At 55.9% G+C, this 20099-nt stretch carries 15 protein-coding genes and 1 pseudogene; 7 read left to right on the top strand and 9 right to left on the bottom strand.

The window, feature by feature from the left end; all coding sequences use genetic code 11:
* Positions 1-323, bottom strand: a 323-nt coding sequence (locus HDF16_RS28560) for a hypothetical protein (protein ID WP_221313363.1), incomplete at its 3' end; no start/stop codon positions are given.
* 9 nt (positions 324-332) lie between these two features.
* Positions 333-1001 carry an RNA polymerase sigma factor gene (locus tag HDF16_RS28555; RefSeq protein ID WP_184224120.1) on the bottom strand — a complete coding sequence of 223 codons (669 nt, stop codon included), beginning with the start codon at positions 999-1001 and terminating at the stop codon, positions 333-335.
* Between the two features lie 493 nt (positions 1002-1494).
* Between HDF16_RS28555 and HDF16_RS32300 the strand changes: the two genes are divergently transcribed.
* From HDF16_RS32300 to HDF16_RS31070, 7 genes are all read left to right on the top strand, one after another.
* Complete coding sequence (locus HDF16_RS32300; RefSeq protein ID WP_184224116.1) at positions 1495-1791, top strand: helix-turn-helix domain-containing protein; 297 nt, start codon at positions 1495-1497, stop codon at positions 1789-1791.
* Positions 1792-2324: 533 nt separating this feature from the next.
* The gene (locus HDF16_RS28540) at positions 2325-2936 is read left to right on the top strand and encodes a hypothetical protein (RefSeq protein ID WP_221313361.1); all 612 of its coding nucleotides are present in this window, start codon (positions 2325-2327) and stop codon (positions 2934-2936) included.
* A gap of 65 nt (positions 2937-3001) precedes the next feature.
* Positions 3002-3469, top strand: a complete 468-nt coding sequence (locus HDF16_RS31725; RefSeq protein WP_348641461.1) for a histidine kinase dimerization/phospho-acceptor domain-containing protein — start codon at positions 3002-3004, stop codon at positions 3467-3469.
* Between the two features lie 9 nt (positions 3470-3478).
* A complete protein-coding gene (locus HDF16_RS28530; RefSeq protein ID WP_184224110.1) occupies positions 3479-4006 on the top strand; it encodes an ATP-binding protein in 528 nt (175 codons plus the stop codon).
* A 582-nt stretch (positions 4007-4588) separates the two neighbouring features.
* Positions 4589-6706: an ATP-dependent nuclease gene (locus tag HDF16_RS28525; RefSeq protein WP_184224108.1), complete on the top strand. Its 2118-nt coding sequence runs from the start codon at positions 4589-4591 to the stop codon at positions 6704-6706.
* Entirely contained in the window at positions 6703-8538 is a 1836-nt protein-coding gene (locus HDF16_RS28520; protein WP_184224105.1) for a UvrD-helicase domain-containing protein, read from the top strand. Before HDF16_RS28525 ends, HDF16_RS28520 begins: the two co-directional genes overlap by 4 nt.
* Before the next feature lie 52 nt (positions 8539-8590).
* A complete protein-coding gene (locus HDF16_RS31070) occupies positions 8591-9670 on the top strand; it encodes an endonuclease NucS domain-containing protein (RefSeq protein ID WP_246410407.1) in 1080 nt (359 codons plus the stop codon).
* Positions 9671-9793: 123 nt separating this feature from the next.
* Here HDF16_RS31070 and HDF16_RS31720 read toward each other — a convergent pair.
* From HDF16_RS31720 to HDF16_RS28480, 7 genes and pseudogenes are all read right to left on the bottom strand, one after another.
* Positions 9794-10588 (bottom strand): annotated as a pseudogene (locus tag HDF16_RS31720) (site-specific DNA-methyltransferase); the annotation flags it as partial.
* Between the two features lie 239 nt (positions 10589-10827).
* Complete coding sequence (locus HDF16_RS28510) at positions 10828-10977, bottom strand: hypothetical protein (RefSeq protein WP_184224102.1); 150 nt, start codon at positions 10975-10977, stop codon at positions 10828-10830.
* Between the two features lie 563 nt (positions 10978-11540).
* On the bottom strand, positions 11541-12134 hold the full coding sequence (locus tag HDF16_RS28500; protein ID WP_184224098.1) for a ferritin-like domain-containing protein: 594 nt from the start codon (positions 12132-12134) through the stop codon (positions 11541-11543).
* 114 nt (positions 12135-12248) lie between these two features.
* Positions 12249-12887: a response regulator gene (locus HDF16_RS28495; protein ID WP_184224096.1), complete on the bottom strand. Its 639-nt coding sequence runs from the start codon at positions 12885-12887 to the stop codon at positions 12249-12251.
* A gap of 122 nt (positions 12888-13009) precedes the next feature.
* Positions 13010-13630, bottom strand: coding sequence for a DUF4113 domain-containing protein (locus HDF16_RS28490; RefSeq protein WP_184224094.1), 621 nt, complete (start codon positions 13628-13630; stop codon positions 13010-13012).
* Positions 13631-14225: 595 nt separating this feature from the next.
* Complete coding sequence (mobF, locus tag HDF16_RS28485) at positions 14226-17855, bottom strand: MobF family relaxase (protein WP_184224092.1); 3630 nt, start codon at positions 17853-17855, stop codon at positions 14226-14228.
* Positions 17856-17861: 6 nt separating this feature from the next.
* On the bottom strand, positions 17862-20099 hold a 2238-nt coding region (locus HDF16_RS28480), incomplete at its 5' end, for a type IV secretion system DNA-binding domain-containing protein (RefSeq protein WP_184224090.1).

The following is a 20099-nucleotide window of genomic DNA, read 5'->3' as shown; positions in this document are numbered from 1 at the left end:
CGCGCCTTTGCCTGGGGCCGGTCGTCCAATTGCGCCATCAGCCGCCGCTCAGCGTCGGCGACAGCGCTCTCAGACTCCCAGGGGAGATCATCGACTTCGGAACCGGCACTCGCTGCCATTTCCGGAATCACCCTCGAGTTGACGTGCTTATACTGTTCGAACCTCTCCCGGCATTCGTCGCAGAATGCGAGATGGATCTGCAGCAGGCCCCACTCTTCGTCTGTGAGTTCCCCGCTATAGAAGAGAGCAACCAGAGCAACGAACTCGTCATGAAATTGAGGGTTCACCGGCTCGGTTCCCTTGGGATTAAGTTTGCGAACCATTCTCTCACTCTAACCACGCTTTTGGGGGAAGAGATGAGAACGCAAGCGCTCCAGAGCCCGGTAATAGTGGTGCTTAACGTTGCCGAGTGTTTGCCCGCTCTTCTCAGAGATTTCGCGAAGTGTATACCCCTCGAACAGGTGCAGCTCCAACGTTTGCTGTTGATCGATCGTGAGTTGGCCGCTCAGACATTCCCGAATCGCTTTCCCGTCAAGATCCGCAGGAGTGGAATGCATCTCCGATCCGGGGGGTCGCTGCTCGTTAAACTCTTCCAGGTTATAGTGTTGCCGAACACTTAGGTAGCGGCGCCGGTCGATCGCGCGGTGATACGTCACTTGTCGAATCCACGACGCGCCAGAGCCCTTCTCGTGATCAAAGAGCTCTGCCCGTTCGGCGATATAGAGGAAGACCTCTTGACGAAGGTCGTCAGCCTCGGACTCATCACGAAGGATTCGCCACGCAACATGGAAAACGGTGCGGGCATGGCGGCGGAATAGGACGCCAAGGGCGTCCCTCGATCCCTTACCGATCTGAGCGAGCAGTTGCTCGTCGGTTGGGTCAGATAGAACGATGCTGCTCGATGCATCTTCGCATGGATGCGCACGGCCTCCCACTGCCTCCACAGTTTCAGAAGCTTCAACTAGCTCATTCGGAAAATAGGCGATAGAGTCGGAGCTCATAGGACCCTCTTCGAGCTGAGTAATGGAGTTTGAAGTATTGGGAAACACATGCCGGGGGCGCATGATCCCGCAAAGTACACCGTAGCGCCTCGCATGTAGGCACTATAGTGCCTACGCTCCTGGTGGTCAATCTTGACCATGGAGATGTGGTCTCCTCCCAAACTCCGGAATCGTTGACCTTGGAGCAGGCGATCGGTCGCGTTTTGTTTGATTTGCGGACTCAGAGAAACCTCAACCAAATCGATGTCGCGGTCGCAACAAACTTCGCTGTTAGATCCATCAGAACGATGGAACATGGACGACAAAGCATGACGATTCGCTCATTGGACGCACTGGCGTTGTTTTATCGCATTCCTATCGAGGACATCCTGATCCGAGCGAAGAGGTTGCGCGGAGAGCCGCACTAGAGAAGATGCCATCGACGGACCTATACTCCCAAATATAGGCACTATAGTGCCTACTACCTTGAGGCACCTCAGAAAAAATTGAGCTTGTGCTCAAGAGCAAAAAACATCCGACAACTCTTGAACAGGCATTTGGTAGAGTCATTTCGGCTCGACGGGAGACCAGAGGTCTTTCACAGGTGGACCTTGCTGTTGCCGCGGGCTACAGTTTGCGCTACGTGGGGGATGTTGAGCGAGGGGCGAAGAGTGCCACCATGCGCACGATGAATGACCTCGCAACGCTCCTTGATGTGTCGTTGGGAACACTCATTGTTGAGGCCGAAGGATTGCTCGCGGAAAAGCCTACAGCTACGAAGATGCTCCTCAATCGTCCACGGCGACGTTAGGTTCGTCGATACCGCATCCTCTACCAGAGCCAACGATCTTCCGAATCGGGAATCGAATCATTCTCGGAGACACTTGTTTCAAGGCGCAGAAGCTGGTGGGCGAGATCGACGGGAAAGCGCATGAGACGCAGAAGTCCTATGATGCGGGACGAGATCTAGGAGCTTGTTGAAAACTACTTCACTGCCATGCCGGTGCCAGAATTGGGGGATGTCGATGGGTCAGGGGGGAGGCTATGCGCCCCTCCTGAGGCATCCTGGATGCGGCTTTTTTTTGAAGCTTTGCAGACGATGGCCTTTTTCAACAAGTTCCCAGGAACGGGCCCGCTTGGTCGTTCGACCGGTAGATGCGACGCGGCTCCGCGCCATAACAACGGAGCTTAAACATCTACAGAACGTTGTGGACCACGCCCCAAGCCACTTGCGCCCTGACTCGCACAGGCGTAGTCGCATGACGGCAAAGGCCGGCAGAAAGCTCCCAACACAGAAGTGCTTGCGGTCAAACCTTCGGCGGTTGCGGAAATGGGCAGAAATGCTTGAATCTGTATGTGATGGATGACCCGCGAGCAACAGATCGGCAGAATGGGAACGGAGTTGGGCTCGCGTCGCAACGTATCCGCGGTACCGGCGAGATGGCGGACCGCATTCGGCACCACGCCTGGGACCAAACGCCCTTTGGACCGATCGTAGGCTGGCCCAGCGAATTGGTTGTCGCCGTCAACTTGATGCTCAGTTCCAAGCTGATCACCTGCCTCATCTGGGGACCGGAGCGCATTCTGCTCTACAACGATCTGTATCGCCCTTTGCTTGGAACCAAGCCAGCAAGTTTGGGTGAGCCGTTTCTTGAGGTCTGGCGGGAGATACGCGATCAAGCCTCCGCCATTATCAGCGAGCCGATGAAGACGGGCGAAGCGAACCTATTTGAGAGGGTGGAGTTCCGTATCGTACTCGACGGTCAACTCGTCGAACGCATCTGCACCCTTTCCAACAATCCCATTTGGGTCGAGACGACCGATGGGCCGAAGATTCTCGGACTGTTCAGTCGATTCTCGATTTCACCGAAGCGGAACGGACGGAACGGAAGCTGCGAGAAAGTGAAGCGCAGCTCTCCGCTATCGACGACAGCGGCGCCGTCGCCGCAGCCCTAATCGATGCCAAGACGTTTCGTTATCAGCGCGTCAATTCGAAGCTCGCAGAAATGTTGGATTAATCGATCGAGTCCGCGACCGGAACCAGTGTGTTTGATCTCGCCGCAGACGTCGCGGGTTTGCGAAACCAACTTGAGGTGGTTGCACGCGGGGAATCTTTGATCGGCGTGAGCGCGGAGGGCGAACTCGCCAACAGTCCTGGGGTTCATCGGCACTGGCACAGCAACTACGTTCCTGTCCGCTCTGCGGACGGCGAGGTCACTGGCATCGCCGCTGCGAGCATCGAGACGACGCAACAGAAGCTGGCGGAAGCGGCCCTGATGCAAAACGAAAAGCTCGCGGCTGTGGGACGCTTAGCTGCGTCGATCGCGCACGAGATCAACAACCCGCTGGAATCGGTAACGAATCTTCTCTACTTGGCCAAGACGGCGCAGGAAAAGACGGACATTGAAGAGTATCTGGACACCGCTGAAATCGAGTTGCGCCGTGCGTCCGCCATCACCAATCAAACCCTTCGCTTCTATAAACAGTAGACGAGTGCGATGGTATTGACCGGAGAGAGTCTCTTCCGAAGAGTGCTCTCGATCTATCAAGGTCGTCTTTCGAATGCGAAGGTCATCGTTCAAGAGCGCATGAGAGCGGAAAGGCCGATCGAGGTGTTCGACGGTGAGATTCGTCAGGTATTGAACAACCTGGTTAGCAACGCCATCGACTCGCTTCCTCCGGATGGCGGTCGGCTCCTGCTGCGGAGTCGTGACGGTACGGACTGGAAGAGCGGAGCCAAAGGGATCGTTCTCACCGTGGGAGATACGGGATCAGGGATCCCGATAGAGATCCAAGAGAAGGTCTTTCAGCCCTTCTATACGACGAAGGGCCTGGGTGGAACCGGTCTTGGACTTTGGCTCAGTAAGGAGATCATTGACCGGCACCACGGCTTCATTCGGGTCCGCAGTTCGCTAAGTCCGGGTCCACACGGTACGGTTTTCACAGCTTTTCTGCCGTACCAAGCTGTCAAGCGACACGGTCGACGCTTGTCGTTCTCTTTTCCCTCGCCGAATGGTTTCGTATGATCTTCTAACAGGCACGCTAGACGTAGAGCAAAGAGGCGGTGTGGCTGAAGCGCGGGAGCAGCCTTCTCCCGAGTTATGAAATGGTTCGAGGCACGTTTCTGGAGGAGCTTGAGGCTGAGTTGGCGCTAACAGCACGCGACACAACGATATTGGCGGTACGGCTGCCGTGCGATCTGCCGCCCTACCCGTTGCCCCTTCGACTGGAGGCCTTAGGTGTTGCTTTAGGCCTATAGCTTTGCGCATCGAATGTGTCTTAGGTTGGTATGCAGCTCTAAAGCAACGCGATTCCGGCGACAAAGCGACGCCGCTATACGGTATACCCCATAACAACGTGGAATCGCATAAGCTGAGCTGCCTGTTATCAGTTCCAACAACCTTCAACGTTCACAGATCACCGTATGGGGTTCGACGTGTTGTTGCGAGATAATTGGTTTTCAGCACACTGACAAGATCATGAGACTTGATGCGGAAGATGCCCCAGGTCGATCACGCAGCCTTCGATGCTTATGCAGGTAGAACGTGGGTGCAGCGCGATTCTCTATTTTGTATTGGCAGTAGCAAGAAGAATGAGTCGGGAGAACGATGAAGCTAAGTGAGATAACGATCCGCAATTTTCGACGGCTTGAAAGTGTCAAGATCGACGTCGAAAGCAAAGAAACGATTTTTGTGGGGCCAAACAACAGCGGTAAGACCTCCGCAACGGCAATCTTTCGCTGCTTTTTAGGCGGACGGGACTTCAAGATCCATGATTTCTCTGTTGCACGCATAGCCGATTACGAGAGCTTTGCGGGTTCGGGCGACGCCACCAAACTCCCCGCCATAAGCCTCGATCTATGGTTCGAAATTGATCCCAACAGTATTGCCTTTGGGCATGTGTTTATGCTGTTGCCAAAGCTTTCGGATTTTACCCGAATTGGTTTCCGTCTCTCTTATGGGATCGACGATGCTAAGAAGCTTCGAGAGCAATATTTCGCTGCCTACCCCGCCAACGACGATGGAGTACGCACGAAGACGCTCTATCAATACCTCGCAACCGACAATAATCTCAGTCGTCACTCGGTGGTTAAGTATTTTTCCCTGGAAGAACGCAAGGTCACCCAGGACGCAAAAACAGAGATAATTCCAACTCCTCTGGATCCCGAAGAAGGAAAACGACTAGTCAAACACCTCGTTCGGGTAGAGTTCGTTGACGCCCAACGCAACATTAACGATGACGAAGGCAGCCGAAGCAACAAACTGTCTTCCGCCTTCGCCTCTTATTACAGAAAGAACCTTGAGCAGGCTGAGTGTGCTGCAGAAGCTCACAAAGTTATTGATGACAATAACAAGCTGCTCACGGCACATTACAAAAGTCAGTTTGAGCCCCTCATTGACCTAATAAGGGGACTTGGCGTTCCTTCAGTTAACGACCGCGAACTCCGAATAATCTCGTCTCTAAGCCCTGAAACGGCACTGCGCGGCAACACGGAGCTTTTATACGTAGATCCTGGCCGTGAACACGAACTCCCAGAACTTTACAATGGGCTAGGTTTTAAGAATCTGATCTATATGGCCATCCAGGCGAGGCATTTTCATTCGCAATGGTTGATGACTGCCGAGAACAGGCCGTTGTGCATGCTTCTCTTTATTGAGGAACCTGAGGTTCATCTGCACGCCCAGGTGCAGCAGACGTTTATCGCCAACATTTGGAGCGTCATAAACCAGTCTGCTATAGCTGCTAAGCAGCCAGATATGATGCCGCAGTTGGTAGTGACTACACACTCTTCGCACATCATCGACGCGGTAGATTTTGAGAAGATTCGCTACTTCCAGCGATGCCACCTGATTAACGAGACGCCAGGCCCTGGTATCCGTAATGCATCAGACGTACGAAGCCTGCGTGCCTTCCAACCCGAAGCCGAAGTAATCGACGAAACGACAGTATCACCAGCTGACGCGCTTGCCTTCCTGAAGAGGTATCTGCGGCTAACACATTGTGATCTGTTCTTTGCTGACGCAGCGATCCTAGTGGAAGGATCAGTAGAGAAGCTATTGATGCCCTCCATGATTGAGGCGTCGGCGAAGCGGCTGCGCTCCACCTACCTAACGGTTCTCGAAGTAGGCGGTGCGTTCGCTCATCGGTTCGAAGGGCTCTTAGCTTTTTTACGCATCCCTTATCTCGTAATAACCGATCTGGATTCCGTTGCGCCAACTGGGTACCCAACCGCATGTCGGGCTGACACACAAGGTGCTCGCACGTCGAACGCATCGTTGAAAAAGCTGTTCGGCAAGGAGACCGTGGCGGGGTTGATCGCAATGTCCGATGCTGAAAGGATCGATGTGTCAAAAGACCGGTATGTGGCTTTTCAAACGGACATACTCGTTGTGGACAACGATGCTCAATGTGCAATGCGTCCCCGCACGCTTGAAGAGACCCTAGCTTATGAAAACTTTACGCTTTTGCGAACAGCCGTTCTATCTATTGGCATTCCGATTCCAGTAGCGCTTCCGGACGCATATCAGAACATCTACGACCGAGTTCGCTCAGACAATTTCAAGAAGACAGATTTTGCAATGCTTCTGCTCGCGTGCGCGGCAACGTGGACCGTGCCGACGTATATCGCCAATGGCCTCCGCTGGCTTGAGCTGCGGCTTTGTGGGCCGCTTCCTGACCCAGCGCCGATTGTGCTCGTGGAACTGCCAAGCGAGGCCTCAGCATGACATTGAAAATTGAAACGGCTGCGGACTTAGCGGTGCGCGAGTGTCTAGAAAAGCATCGGAGTTTTGCGCTTATAGCGGGAGCGGGTTCCGGGAAGACTAGCTCACTCGTCGATGCCTTAGAGAGTGTCCGGCAACGCGAGGGCCGACAGCTCCGCCAAAATGGACAGCATGTAGCCTGCATAACGTTCACTAAACGAGCCGTTGAAGTGATCAAGGTACGTCTAGGGTTTGACGACCTGTACCGGGTGTCAACGCTTCATAGCTTCTTATGGGAACAGATGAGTCGCTTTCAGTCTGACATCCGTGAGGCCTTAATCACACGACGACTTCCAGCTTTGATTGTCAGAGAACGTGCAAAGGACAATGGTGGCAACAGCCGGGCAGCAATTGATGCGCGAAACAAGGCAGCCCAGTATGAGAAGAATCTTGAGGCACTGCCCACGGTCGACCACTTTCGATATCGTGATGCTAAGTTTGGTGACTACGCGAAGGGTCAGATAGGGCATGATGACATCATCGAGATTGCGACCTATTTGTTTGAGGCAAACGCTACTTTCAGAAGAATCACGGGGCTGCGATTCCCTTATATCTTCGTTGATGAGGCCCAGGACACGTTTGAGGGGATCGTGTCCGGATTGAATCTTGTTTGCGCCGGGGAAGGACTTCCTCTCGTTGGCTACTTCGGAGATCCATGGCAGCAAATCTACGACGGTAGTGCTGGATCGTTCGGACCACCACCTGAAGGTATAACTGTTTCTAAGACAGAAAACTTCCGGTGCTCCGAGAGCGTTATCCGGTTACTGAATGCGTTTCGAGAGGACGTGCAGCAATATGCGGCGGGAGATAACAAAGGCCGTGAAGGAAGCGTTATTTTCCGAATTGTGAAGGCAGAGAAGCCGGACCTCCCTCGAAAGTATTCCGAAGCTCAGATCGAACGGGCGTTGGCGAAAATGGACACGGCGATTACTGATTGGGGTTGGAACGATCGCAACGACGTGGTTAAGCTCTTTCTAGTCCGCCAGATGATTGCCCGGAGAATGGGCTTTGTTGAACTCAATCGACTCTTCAACGGTCAATTTGCATCCGCCAGCGCAGAAGACGCCTTTGTAGCAGGCGAGCACCTTTTGCTCCTGCCGCTGACAAAGACCATTTACCCACTAATTTTAGCCTATGAGGTCAAGGACAGTCGCCGGATCATCGAGATCCTGCGGAATGACAGTCCTGCTTTCGCCATCGATGGCGTCAACGCCTCTCGTACGCTCAAAGCGATGATTGAGACGTCACTAGCATTGGTTGATCAGTTGGCCACTCATTGGAAGACGGGCACGATCAGAGACGTACTGAACTTTTGTGTTGACAAGCAGATGATCCGAGCATCGGACAAGCTGTGTCAGCATCTTCACCGCGAGGCACGCGAGGAGACATACGATGAGGCTATTCACGTCTTAGACAAAGGCGACTGGCTTGCTGATGCGCTCCTTGGCATGAACACGGTGGAACTCCCGGCCTATGCCTCGTTTATAACCAACAACACGGCATACAGCACGCAGCACGGAGTGAAAGGAGAAGAGTATCCCAAGATTCTCGTAGTTTACGACGATGTTGAAGCGAATTGGACCAACTACAGCTTTGCCAGGATCTTGACGCCGGGAACCGCTGGGGAGCCTACTGATGGACAGCGCGAGCGCGGTCGCAAGCTAGCCTATGTCTCGTTTTCAAGGGCGCTTGAAGATCTCCGCGTACTGTTCTTCACCGCGAATCCAGAAGCTGCCCGGAAAGAGCTACTCGCAACTAATCTGCTCAAAGCCGATCAGATACAAATATCGGAGTGATCCACTTGTTTATGTTGCGCTAATCCAGCCGTTCCATTGGCGAAAGGTAAGTATGCCTGTAGAGATGAAGATCTGGAAGATTGAAGACAAGCCCAGAGAGCTAGTTTTCGAGCCAATGGAGTCAGAGGCCAAGCTTGAAAAACTCTTGGTACAAGACATCAGCATCCTCTCGACACAGTTGCTTCTTGTAGGCTCGCAAGTGCCAACCTCGTTCGGAAAGTTCATAGACCTCCTCGCCCTGGACAGCGAGGGCAACGTCGTCGTCATAGAGCTAAAGCGGAGAAAGACGCCGCGAGATGCAGTAGCGCAGCTATTGGACTATGCATCATGGGCCAAAACTCTGACATATATAGATCTGCAACACCTTTTCGCGGATGGCGATGCCACGCGTGACCTGAGCCGCGACTACGCTGCATTTCTCGGAACGGCTGCTCCCGAAGAACTGAGCGGCCAGCTGCGCCTTTTGCTCGTCGCTGCTGCCCTAGATTCGGAGAGCGAGCGCATCATGAACTTTTTATCAGAAGACTATGGCGTGCCGATCAACGCTGTATTTTTCAGATACTTCCAGGACGGAGCATCCCAGTTCATCACTCGGAGTTGGCTCATTGATCCATCTGAAGTAGAAGTGAACACCGCAAAGGCTAGTGCCGCACGCTCTCAGGATATTTGGAACGGAAATGACTTTTATGTGGCCTTTGGAGAGGATCAGCATCGGAACTGGCAAGATGCCGTGAAATTCGGCTTCGTGTCCGCTGGGGGAGGGACCCACTACAGCGGACGACTCCGAAACCTGTTCGTTGGGGCTCGTATATTCGCTTATATCCCAGGCCGTGGCTACGTCGGCGTTGGCGTCGTCACCGGGGGCGTTCTATCGCTAAACGAGTTCCGAGTAGAGCGAGATGGTGAGGAAGTGCCTCTCCTGGAAGCCGGTGCTAATGGAAAATATCTCGCCGAGTACGCTAACGATCCCGATATGTCTGAATACTTCGTGCCGGTTCAGTGGACAACCACCGTCCCTGTCGAGAAAGCATTTCGAGAGCCAGGACTGTACGCCAATCAGGGCATTGTCACGAAAATGAAGAGCCAAACCACTCTGACAGCACTCAAGAAGAGATTCAGTCTGGAGACCTAAGCAATTTCCCATTAGCTCAAGGTTATCGGCTATAAACTCCCGAATTCCTACCTGAATCTCAGGTAGTGTGAGGCCCATGTCCTTGAGTTCTGTGTATCGAGTTTGCAGCAACTGCTTGGAGTCCGACAGATGGCTCTTCCACGCTTGAGGCAATGCCGCCTTCGTGCGGCCATAGCAAAGAATAAACTCATTGTCTTTGTTGACTAGCGTCGGATTGTTATCGGTGACATTCTTCCAGCAAATGATCGCGATGAAGTTCTCTTCCCCGAGGATCTCATCCATTAGAAAACGAAGTGTATGCAACTCGTTGTCATCGCACGAAATGAAGATGACGCCTTCCTTTTTTAGAAGATTACGAGCGATGTAAAGACGCGGCAGCATCATCGAAAGCCAATTGCTGTGAAAGCGGCCACTCTCCCGAGTGTTCTTTTGGAAGAACCCGTCACGCATGAGAACGCCATCGTCCGAGAGATCGTTAATGCGCTTTAGGTACTCTTCTCGCTTCTCCTGGAAGCGGTCTGGATAGATAAAGCTGTCCGAACCTGTGTTGTACGGAGGATCTATGTAGATAAAAGAGACTGCTGCGAAATAAGACTTCTGCAAAACCTTAAGCACTTCAAGGTTTTCGCCTTCAATGAAGGTGTGCAGTCCAGTATCAAAATTGACTGAGAGATCTCGTTGGGGCCGGAGCGTAGCTGAAGTGGGAGCCTGTAATACCTTGTAGGCGTCACCTTTGCCTGCCCAAGTAAGGGCAAATCGTTCGCCTGCCTCAACTACATTCTCTTGACCCAAGGCTCGTTGGAGCGCAACAACATCCAACTTGCCCTCAGTGAAGGCTTCTGGGATAAGGCTTAGCAGCTTGGCGCGAACTTCTCCTGTAACGTCAGCTGACAGGGCAATGCTTTCAATCTCATCCATCGTTCAATCTCTCTCGGTTGTGCCGTAGTACGTCGTAAACAAGTCCGAATAGGCCACCCCATGTTCATGTTCTCTTTTCGCGGCTCTCTCTTTGGCACGCTAATATTCGCTCAAAACAAAGGGTTTACGTAGAATCGGTGACGCTTGCGTCTAACCAACCATAAATCATCCAACCGCATCGGATCGCGACTCGGATTCAAGAGTCTCTACATACTCACTGTGCCCGCACTTTCGGCAGTTCAGTCATCGCGTCGTCCACGTTGCGAGCGGTGCTCTGCCCCGAAGCTGCGGGTGACGGCAATTCCCTTCCTGGTCGGCTCCATCAGCTCCAGCGGTAGGGACGAGATCCCGCGCAGCTCGTAGACCGTGCGGCCCCCTGTCACCGTCACCAGCGCATTGTCCGGGTCGAGCGCGGCGAGATCTTTGGCCGTTGTCTCTGCGGTTTGTATACCAGTTCATACGGATAAACTGATAAATGGTTATCAGGGCGACCAGGAGAAGCAAGTGGCCAGTCTGAGGCAGAGATCGCATGACCTGTAAACGATGCCGTGTTGCGATGCGGGAGCTAAAGGGGCATGTCTATCACGGGAAGCGAAAGTTTCGCTGCCCTTTATGCCTGCGGGCGAAGATGAAGAAGCCAAAGAAAAAGAAAGATTACTAGCGGCCCGCGCATTCGCTTGGGACGTTGCGTACCAGGAGCTGGCTGCCATCATGATCGACCGCGAGAGTGTGATGTACGTCGTTGCCCTGGAGCATCTCCAGCCCTGAGCACTGAAGAGAATTTGAAACTAGTTGCAGCTAGAATGGTCGGGTGAAATGCGATCTAGGCTTTTATCGTACGATCCAACCGCGCGGAGCCGGTTGACGTTTGCGGTCAAGAGCTTTGGGGCTCAGTCCTTGGAAGGACGAAGAAGGCCCCGCCAAAAGCGGGGCCTCTTTACGATTTAGAGGCTTAGACCGCCGCAGGTTCACCAGCGAGATCGGGTGCCGCTTTCGCCTCGTCTTCCTTGCTCTTGTTGGCGGAATACTTCTCTTTTCCTGACTTCGGTTCCTTTGGGGTCTCGGGCTCTTTGGCGCTCAGCTTCATGATCGGAACGCCAGCAGCGGTGATCTTCTTGGCTGCGGCCAGCTCTTCTTTTAGGTTGGAGTTCAAGAGCTTGACGATCTTCGGCATTCCAAGAGCAGTCGCCATCGAGATGCAGGCCTCATAGCCAGCAATTTCATAGTGCTCGGTGCGGAGCGCTGCTCCGATTAGCCCAGCTTCAAAGGATGAACCCTCTTCGTCCTTCTCAAGGGCATCCTTGCCCTCTTCGATCACGCCTTCCATCCCGTTGCAGTGTTGGCCGGTCGGCTTCTCGCCCAGTTCAGCGAACACCTTTTTCAAACGCTCGACCTGGCCCTTGGTCTCCGCGAGGTGAGCGGTAAAGATGGACTTCAGTTTCGGGTTCTTAGAGCCCTTTGCGAGCTTCGGAAGTGCTTTCACCAGTTGGTTTTCGGCGCTGTACATATCGCGCAATTCGTCGATCAAAACTGTCTTCAATGCCATTGTGTCGTCTCCGTGAGGTGTTATGCAGCCGTCTCATGAGATGCGAAATCCCGGGCAGGGTCAAGTTCCCTGCTTCCGATCGCGCCACGGCAGAGGACGGATGATGAATTGCTTTCAGGGCTCTAAGGTAGGAACGAGGCTTCTCTTGTGTTCGAGCACCTTGAGGATGCTTGAGTCCACCAGATAGCGGATCGGGGCTCCGCAGGCAAGGCAGTCGGCCTCCTGTACTTCCTCTGACACTGTGCTGTCTGCGATCGAAGAGGAACGAAGGCACTCTGCACAGGTGACCACAAGGTAATTGGCGTCGACTCTTGGAATCCAGAGCGGGCAGATGTCTTGTTTGCCAAGGTGAGGCCGAATCGGCGACTCCGCGATGACTTCCTTCATCTTGTCCCGGAGCTGCTGGGGGGTGTAGCCACCCTTCTGGAAGAAGTCATCTACCAGAAGGCCAAGAGGCATCGTTGCAAGGATGTATTCGCCGCTGATCGCGATTGTCGGGATATGAGGAAACCTCCGGCGAACAATGGAGAGCAGCTCAAAACCGGACATGCCGGGCATCCTTAAATCCGAAATGATCATATCCGGCAAGACTTCTCGAAGGATCTTCAAGGCAACGAACCCGTCTTCTGCGGTTCGAACCGAATACCCAAAACTGCGAACGATCGCCGCCGTCGTTTCGAGCACGAGCGGATCATCGTCCACAACCAGAACGCGGCATTTGAAGTTTCTGCTGGAGTCCAGATCAGTAGCCATTGAGAGTCGATGCTACCGTATTTCACTCCCACCGTTTGACTGAATAGGGAACACCAACCTGGTCAAACAACGGTTCAGTTTGCGTCGCTAACAGCACAAACGGATAAACGTTTATCGTCTTATCAGTTTGATCGCACTCTTGGCAGTTCATCCCATCGGGTTGTCCACCGTGGCGACCGATGCCCTTCCCTGAGCTTCCAGGCGGCATTTCTGGGACCGGCACCGAGAATGCGGACGGTATCGCGCCCGAGGGTCGCGTTGAGCTTGTCCATCGCTTTCCAGGCCCGTTCCCTTCTCTCTCGGTCGAGATCGCCCCAGAGGGCGGGTTGCCGGACGGTTTCGGGCAGCAGCTCGGTAATCATGACTCCTGTCTTCGAGTAGCGGAAGCCGTCTCGCCAGAGCCTTTCGCCGAGGCGTACGGCCAGGGCGACCACTTCCCCGGTGTCGTTGGTCGTCTCTGCGAAGCGTGCCGAGGCTCCATTCGAGTAGAACGGGTCATTGTTGAAGTTGTTCGTGTGCATGAAGACGAAGATGTTTTCGGCGGCGACCTTGTAGCGGCGCATCTTCTCCGCCGCTCGTGTGGCGTAGCTTGCGATGGCCTCGCGCATCTCGCGCCAGGTTGTGACCGGAGCCCCGAAGCTGCGGGTGACTGCAATTCCCTTTCTGGTCGGCTCCATCAGCTCCAGTGGCAGGCAGGAGATCCCGCGCAGCTCGTAGACGGTACGGCCCCCCGTCACAGTCATCAGCGCCCGCGCATTGTCTGGATCGAGTGCGGCGAGATCGGCGGCCGTTGTCTCTGCGATTTTTTATCAGTTTAAACGGATAAGCTGATAAACGTTTATCAGGGTGAGGAGCATTCCGAGCGCATCGTAAGATGCTGTAGGCGGCCTGCTCCGGCCAAGTCGTCCACGGTTCTGCCGTTTCCACGGGAACGGCCTCGGGTGATCCTCGCTCGGGCAAACGATGCACCCCGGATCCTCGGCTGACAAACGGAACGATTCACCAGAATTTCTTCGCTGCAGTGCGGGCACGTCCCCGTCGCCTTCAGTCGATTGTTCCGACTCGACTTCATCCCGGGCTTTCCTCCGCAACAATTCCACGATCGCTACCCAAGCCAAGCGCACAAAATCAACACTGTGTCCATAGGTTGTAGCGGATCGGATGGTGTTGGCACCCAGGTACCGATGTTCTTAGCACATTCCCGCAGCGTCGTCTCACGAAGACAGGAAAACAGCGAGAATCTGCTGGGCGCTAATCAGCTGAATTCCTGTTAGATCGCGATTCGGGCCTGAACTGCAAGAGGATATGGGGACTAGAGGACGATCTACTGACAGTTGACTAAAGCTCGATGGCGTATCCCTCCAATTCGATGGAAGGAGCGTCGATGTCCGGCGTGGGGATTCCCGCGACAGCCGGAACGGCAAACTCTTTCTGTACAGCCGGCTCGGGCACGGGCTTGTAGTCGTCCGAGGTGTACACGGTCAGTTCGTGGAGCTTCGCCGGAAGCTGGGAGAGTGCTTCGCGCTGTGCGGTGATCTGCTCGGCCTCGCCGCTCAGGATGACGCGATCGACAGCCAGGCGTTTGGTCGATTCGATGGCATAACCATACTCAACATGTTGCGCCTGTTCGGGGGTGAGCTGCAGGCTCGCTCCCGAATCGACTTTGACAGACACGCCGCCATCTTCGTGGATGTGCGCGATGGTGGCGAGGTTGCCGACGCGGATATTGTGAGCCTCCTCGGAGCGGGTGAACTGAATGCGCTCTCCCTCGGCGAGCTCGCGCTCTTCGGGGCTATAGAGGGTCGCGTTGAGGCGCATCTGCCACTCGGTTGCAGGATTGTAGACGCGGGGGCTGTCATCCGCTCCGGTGACGGTGATGAGGTTCTTCTCGGCGTCTACGCTGGTCACTGTGCCATAGGTGTTCGGAGCAACTCCCAGCTCATCGCTGCCCTTGCTGCCGTAGCGGATCACGTCTCCGACCTCATAGTTCGCGGCGATCTTGGCATCTTTGTCGGACAAGAGTTTGTCTATGAGGATGTTGGCGCTGAAGGTTTCGCCGAACCGCCCCTGCTCGTGAAGATCCGCACGAATAAGCATGGTCAGCTCTTCACGCTCGGTCTTATCAGGGGCGAATATAACGACGCGGTCTTCTTTGGAAACGTAGTCCCGAGCCACGGCAGCCAAGCGGTGTTCCCGTTCGCTGTAGACGTGGATACGGTTCGTGTCCCGCAGGAGCATGGTGGCCGATTGCGGGTCATCGCGCCGGAAGCTGTCCACCGCCTGCCGCACATCACTGAGGTCGAGAGCTGCGCTTTTTGAAACATCGGTAGCCAGCCGCTCGCCCAAGGTTCCGGCGTCGTTGGTGTAAATGCGGGCATCGTAAGCGGCGCGGGAGATGGCGACATAGGCGAGCCGGTCATTGATAAGCGAACGGCTGGAATCCGTGTCGATATTGGCGATCACGCGGTCGGCGGTGAGTCCCTGAGAGCTGTGGGAGGTGACGGCGTAGCCGTGGTCAAGCTGCCGGAACTCGGTCGGGTCGAAGGTGACCTCGCGTCCGCTCTTGCCGTCCATGCGGACGGTGATGGAGCGCTCCTCAAGAGCCGTGATGGTGGCGAGGTCGCGATTGGCGATGCCGAGATCGCGGTTCCCAGAGGTGAACTGGATGCGCTCACCCAAACTGAAATCCCGGCTGCGCTCTTCAAAGACGTTCACGCCATAGAGCCGCTTCGGATCGTAGGATACCTGTTCGCCGTCTTGCTTCTGGACGGTGAGGGAGTTGGTCCGGGCGTCCACGCCGACCACGCGGGCCTCGGAATCCCGGTCGAATCCGAGAACCTTGCTGCCGGATTCGTAGCGGATCACATCGCCGGGGTTATAGAGCGCCGCCCAGGTGCGTCCTGCACCGGTAAGGTCGGAACGATGCGCGAGCGTCTGGAACTCGCGGCCGTCCGGGGAGAGTTGGCCGGCGCTTTGCAGCTCGGCGCGGATGGCCTCGTTGATCTGCTGACGGCTGCGGTTGTCCGGGGAGACGACGATGGTGTTTTCCGATTGGGCGGCATAGTCCCTGGCGATGGCCGTGATACGATCCACGCCGTTCTTTACCTCGGTCACGCGGCCCTGCTGGGCCAGCAACTCGACGCCCTTCTCTGTCTCTCCGGTGGCAAGGTGCTGGACCGCCATTAACAGCTCCGCATCCTTCTGCCGCATGATCTGATCCAGTTGCGAGGTTTGCATCCCGGCCTGCTGCATCTGCTCAAAGGGTTTTCCGGCCTCCACGCCCTGATGCTGGCGGATGTCTCCGATGACCAGAAGCCGATCCTCGGGCGAGAGCTTCTGAAGAAAATCCCGCATTTGCTTCGAAGAGGCGAGCGAGGCTTCGTCGAGCATGTAGAGATGTCGGCTGGCAGGTTCGGTTTCTGTTTTGCGGGCGAGGAAGCTCTGTAAGGTGTTCGCCTCAATTCCTGCCTCGCGGAGCTGGGCAGCAGCGCGGGACGTGGGCGCAAAACCCTCCACCTTATAGCCCTTCGCTTCCGCGCCTTCGCGGATGGTTTCAAGGCTCGCGGTCTTCCCTGAACCGGCTAGCCCCTGGAGCCCATGAACTCGGCCCGTCGAAGTCAGTACCTCATGAACAACGCGCCGCTGGGAATCATTTAGAAAGCTCCTCGTATTGGCCTGGGCGAAGGCTTCACGTTCTGTCATCATCGGCGCAAAGGCGTGTCTGCCGTCCCGAACCTGCTGGATATTGGCACGCTCGGCGGCGAGTGTTTCGGGCGTCGTAAACCGCTGCGCGGAGTCATAGGTCCGCTGGCTGACCGTCCGAAACTGGCCCTGTTCGCGGCGTGCCGAGAACTCGTCGCGGACCTCGGAGAAGGTCGCTTCGCCCATGCTGCGCCGGAGCGCGGCGGTCACGATCGCCCGCTCATCGGCAACGGCCTCGCGCTCGAACAAATGATCGCGGGCGAAGGTCATCGCCTCCTGCGCGCGCATGGGCGACGGCTCGGGTACACCCTGCTCGATGGATCGCTGCCGCGCCTCTGCAACAACCCGGCTCGCCTGGTTGCCGAACTCGGCTGCGACCTCCCGGTGCGCCTGCAACACCTGCTCTTTAGTGAGGTCTTGTTTCTTCTCGCGGGTGGCGTGCGCGGCGATCTCCGCAGCCTCCGGTCCCCTAAACCCGTTCCGCTCCAGATGCTCCCTGATCTTTTCCGAACGCGGGCTGGACGCATCCAGGTACTCCTGCGAGAAGCCTTTTACTTCCGGGGCACCAGATCGCCCACGCTCCAGCTCATAGCCCAGCTCGCGGAGCTTATACGTCAGGTGCGATTGGTACACCGCCGTCGCGTAACTCTGGCTTTCAAAGAATGCCCGTTCCTGGAGGGCACGGGTAGAGCCGTCCTCCCGTTCGGTCACATTGAAGATAACGGCATGGGTGTGGAGCTGGGGAGCGGCATAGCCGTCCACCGGGCGGGCGGTGTCATGCTCGAACTTGGCCGCGATCAACCGCCCGGTCTGCTCTCCGGGGTTGTTGCCTCCGATCCGCGCCTGGGTGTAACGCTCTAACTCGGAGAGCGCAGCCCTCACCGCCTCGCGGTGAGCCAGGCGCACGCGCTCATCGCCGCCCACAAGGGCGGTCAGGGACACGGACTTGGGGGCGGAGAAGGTAGCATCCCAACCAGCCCGGTGCTCCACTGTTTTGGTGATAGAGCCATCCGGGTTGGTCTGTTCGCTTGCGATGCGATGCTTCACCATCTGCTCGCCGGTATGCGGATTCTGGCCATTGGCGAGAGCCATGAAGTCGGCTTTGCTGACGGCTCCAGAGAGACCAAGCCTGTCGGCCAAATCTCCCTGCCACTCGCCCAGCAGGGCGTCGTCTTTCGCGTAGTAGCTCTGTGTCTCGGACGCGAAATCCTTAGTGTGATAAGTGCCTGCCTGCGAAGCATTGAGGGCCTTGGATATCGTCAGCATCGTTGCCTACTCCAGAGTGAGGCTGAACCGCTCGTCGTTGGAGGACGGCAGGATATGGGTATGGTCCTGATGATCGTGCAGGGGGATAAGGTAAGGGTCAAAGTCGGTGAGCATGATCGGGTCGGAAGTGGTCTGCTCCGGTTGCTCTTCGGCCCGCTTGACGATATCGGCCCACTCCTCTTTGACCGCCTTCAACTCGTCTTCCGAAAAGTCGCGGCCCTGCTCCTCCAGTGATTCGCGGAACTGTTGCAGCTCCTGAAGAAACTCGGCTGCGACGGCAGCAATGCCGCTGGGTTCCGGGGCTGACAGCTCAATAGTCTGCGCCTTGGCCTTTTCCTCGGGTCCATCCCCGAACACCGTAAGAGCACGCCGGTACTGCGCCCCTCCTTTCTGCTTGGGTACCTGCGGTTCTTTTGCTTCCGGTTTGGGCTCTGTCACCGTCAGAGGCTGCGTCTGAGCTTCAGCCCCGGCGGGCGCGGCTGGTGGGGCCAGCGGCTCAAGGGTGCGTCGATCAAACTTCAGCTTGTCGTCGGCGTTTTCGCGGGGAATAAACGCATCCGTCACCGTCGGCAGCCCGTGGTAGTCGAAATCGAAACGGGCGATCCGATTGCCAAGTTTCAGATACGCGCGGCGGTCCTCCAGGCCAGAGATTTCAGACGCCATCACCAGAGGATCAATCTGTCTGTCGATGGTGTAGTTCTTGCCCGCGCGGGAGCCGTCGAAGTGCGTCTCCTTCAGGCGCTCGATCTCGACCTTGCCGAGCGTATCCGAGATCCATTCGGCAGCCTTACCCTCCGTGGTCTTCATGAAGATTTTGGTGGCGGGCTGGCTCAGCATGACCTCGGCGATCTTGCCGTAGATGTCCTCCAGCTGGGCGCGGCCCTGAAAGCCGACCACGAGCGGATTTTTCGACTTCCTGCTTTCTGTCATAGCGCTGTGGAGCTGTGGAAGTTTCTGTAGGCTGGCCAGTTCGTCGATCACAAACCAGACCTGCTTTTGACCGGGCTTAGGAATCTCCATCAAGCGCATGACGAGGATGTCAATCCAGAGTGAGATGAGCGGGCGCAACACCTCGCGCTGAGACTTCTTGGAGGTAATAAAGATCCAACCCTCGCGCCTCTTAGCCCAATCGGTGGCGTTCCACATCGACGTGGTTTCTTCCTTGCGCGGGAGCAACCGGAGACTCTGCGCGACCAGTCCGAGGCTGGCAAGAACGCCCGCCGCCTGAGGGCCAGCTTTGCGGTCGATGTAGAACGCCATCTCCGTCCCCTTGACCTTCTTTTGCAACAGACTTTCATCAGCCATCCATTCGGCCAGCGTGTGGGGCGTGGGTCCTTCGCGGAGCAGATGGGCGAAGATTTGGGCGGGCGTTCGGTAGAAGAACTCCTTGTTCGAACTGTTGGAGCTGCCGCCCGATGGCTGGTATAAGGATTCGGAAATCGTTGTGGCTTCCTGGTTGCTCTCGATCTCCATGGCGGGCGACCAGAACGGGCAACGCGCGTCGAGCGGATTGAGGATGATGTCGCCGCGTTTTTTATCGTAGAATCGCTGCACGAACTCCGAAGCCGGGTCATACACAATCGCCACATCTCCACGGTCCCGGATCTGTCGAAGTAGCTGCATGATGAGGGTCGTCTTGCCCGCGCCGGTGTCGCCCATCATCTGAAAGTGTTGGAACTCCTTGCCGGGCGGAATCCGCATCAGGCCGGTCATCTCCGTGGTCTTGAAACCAAGTCCCAGATGAGCTTGGTTGCCACCCTCCTTACTGGCTCTCCATGCACGGAACTCGCCCAGGGGATGACGCCAAAACTCACGCATGACGGCGCGGTGGAACTCGCGTGGGCTCATCATTTCGGGGCCACGGAGGACGCGGCCATACTTTAGAACTTTGAGCCGCTTGATGTCGGCTGGGACTGCAAACCAAAGCATGATGGCCAGCAGTACCCCAGCTTCGATGTAGGTCAGGAGAAACAGGCGCGGAAGGCTTTCGCCTTTGAAAAACGTGAGGCGAAGCCAGCCATATAGAGATGTGTCCTGTAACCTCTTCGGAAGACCCCGCCCGAACCATCGATAGCCTTGTGCCTGCGAGAACGCAGTGAGCTGGATGGGAACGGTCTTTCCGTTCGGCAGCGTCGTTTGGCCATCCTCGAAATCAAATGGAAGTGCAAGACGAGGCTGTCTCTTCTTCGCACCGTAGAGATAGAACAGTCGGTACTCACCGGCTTGATGGAAGGCCGAGCCAGC

The sequence above is a fragment of the Granulicella aggregans genome (genome assembly GCF_014203275.1).
Classification (GTDB): Bacteria; Acidobacteriota; Terriglobia; order Terriglobales; family Acidobacteriaceae; genus Edaphobacter.
The sequence above is the reverse complement of the archived record's forward strand: the minus strand, read 5'-3'. Positions and strand labels throughout refer to the sequence as shown.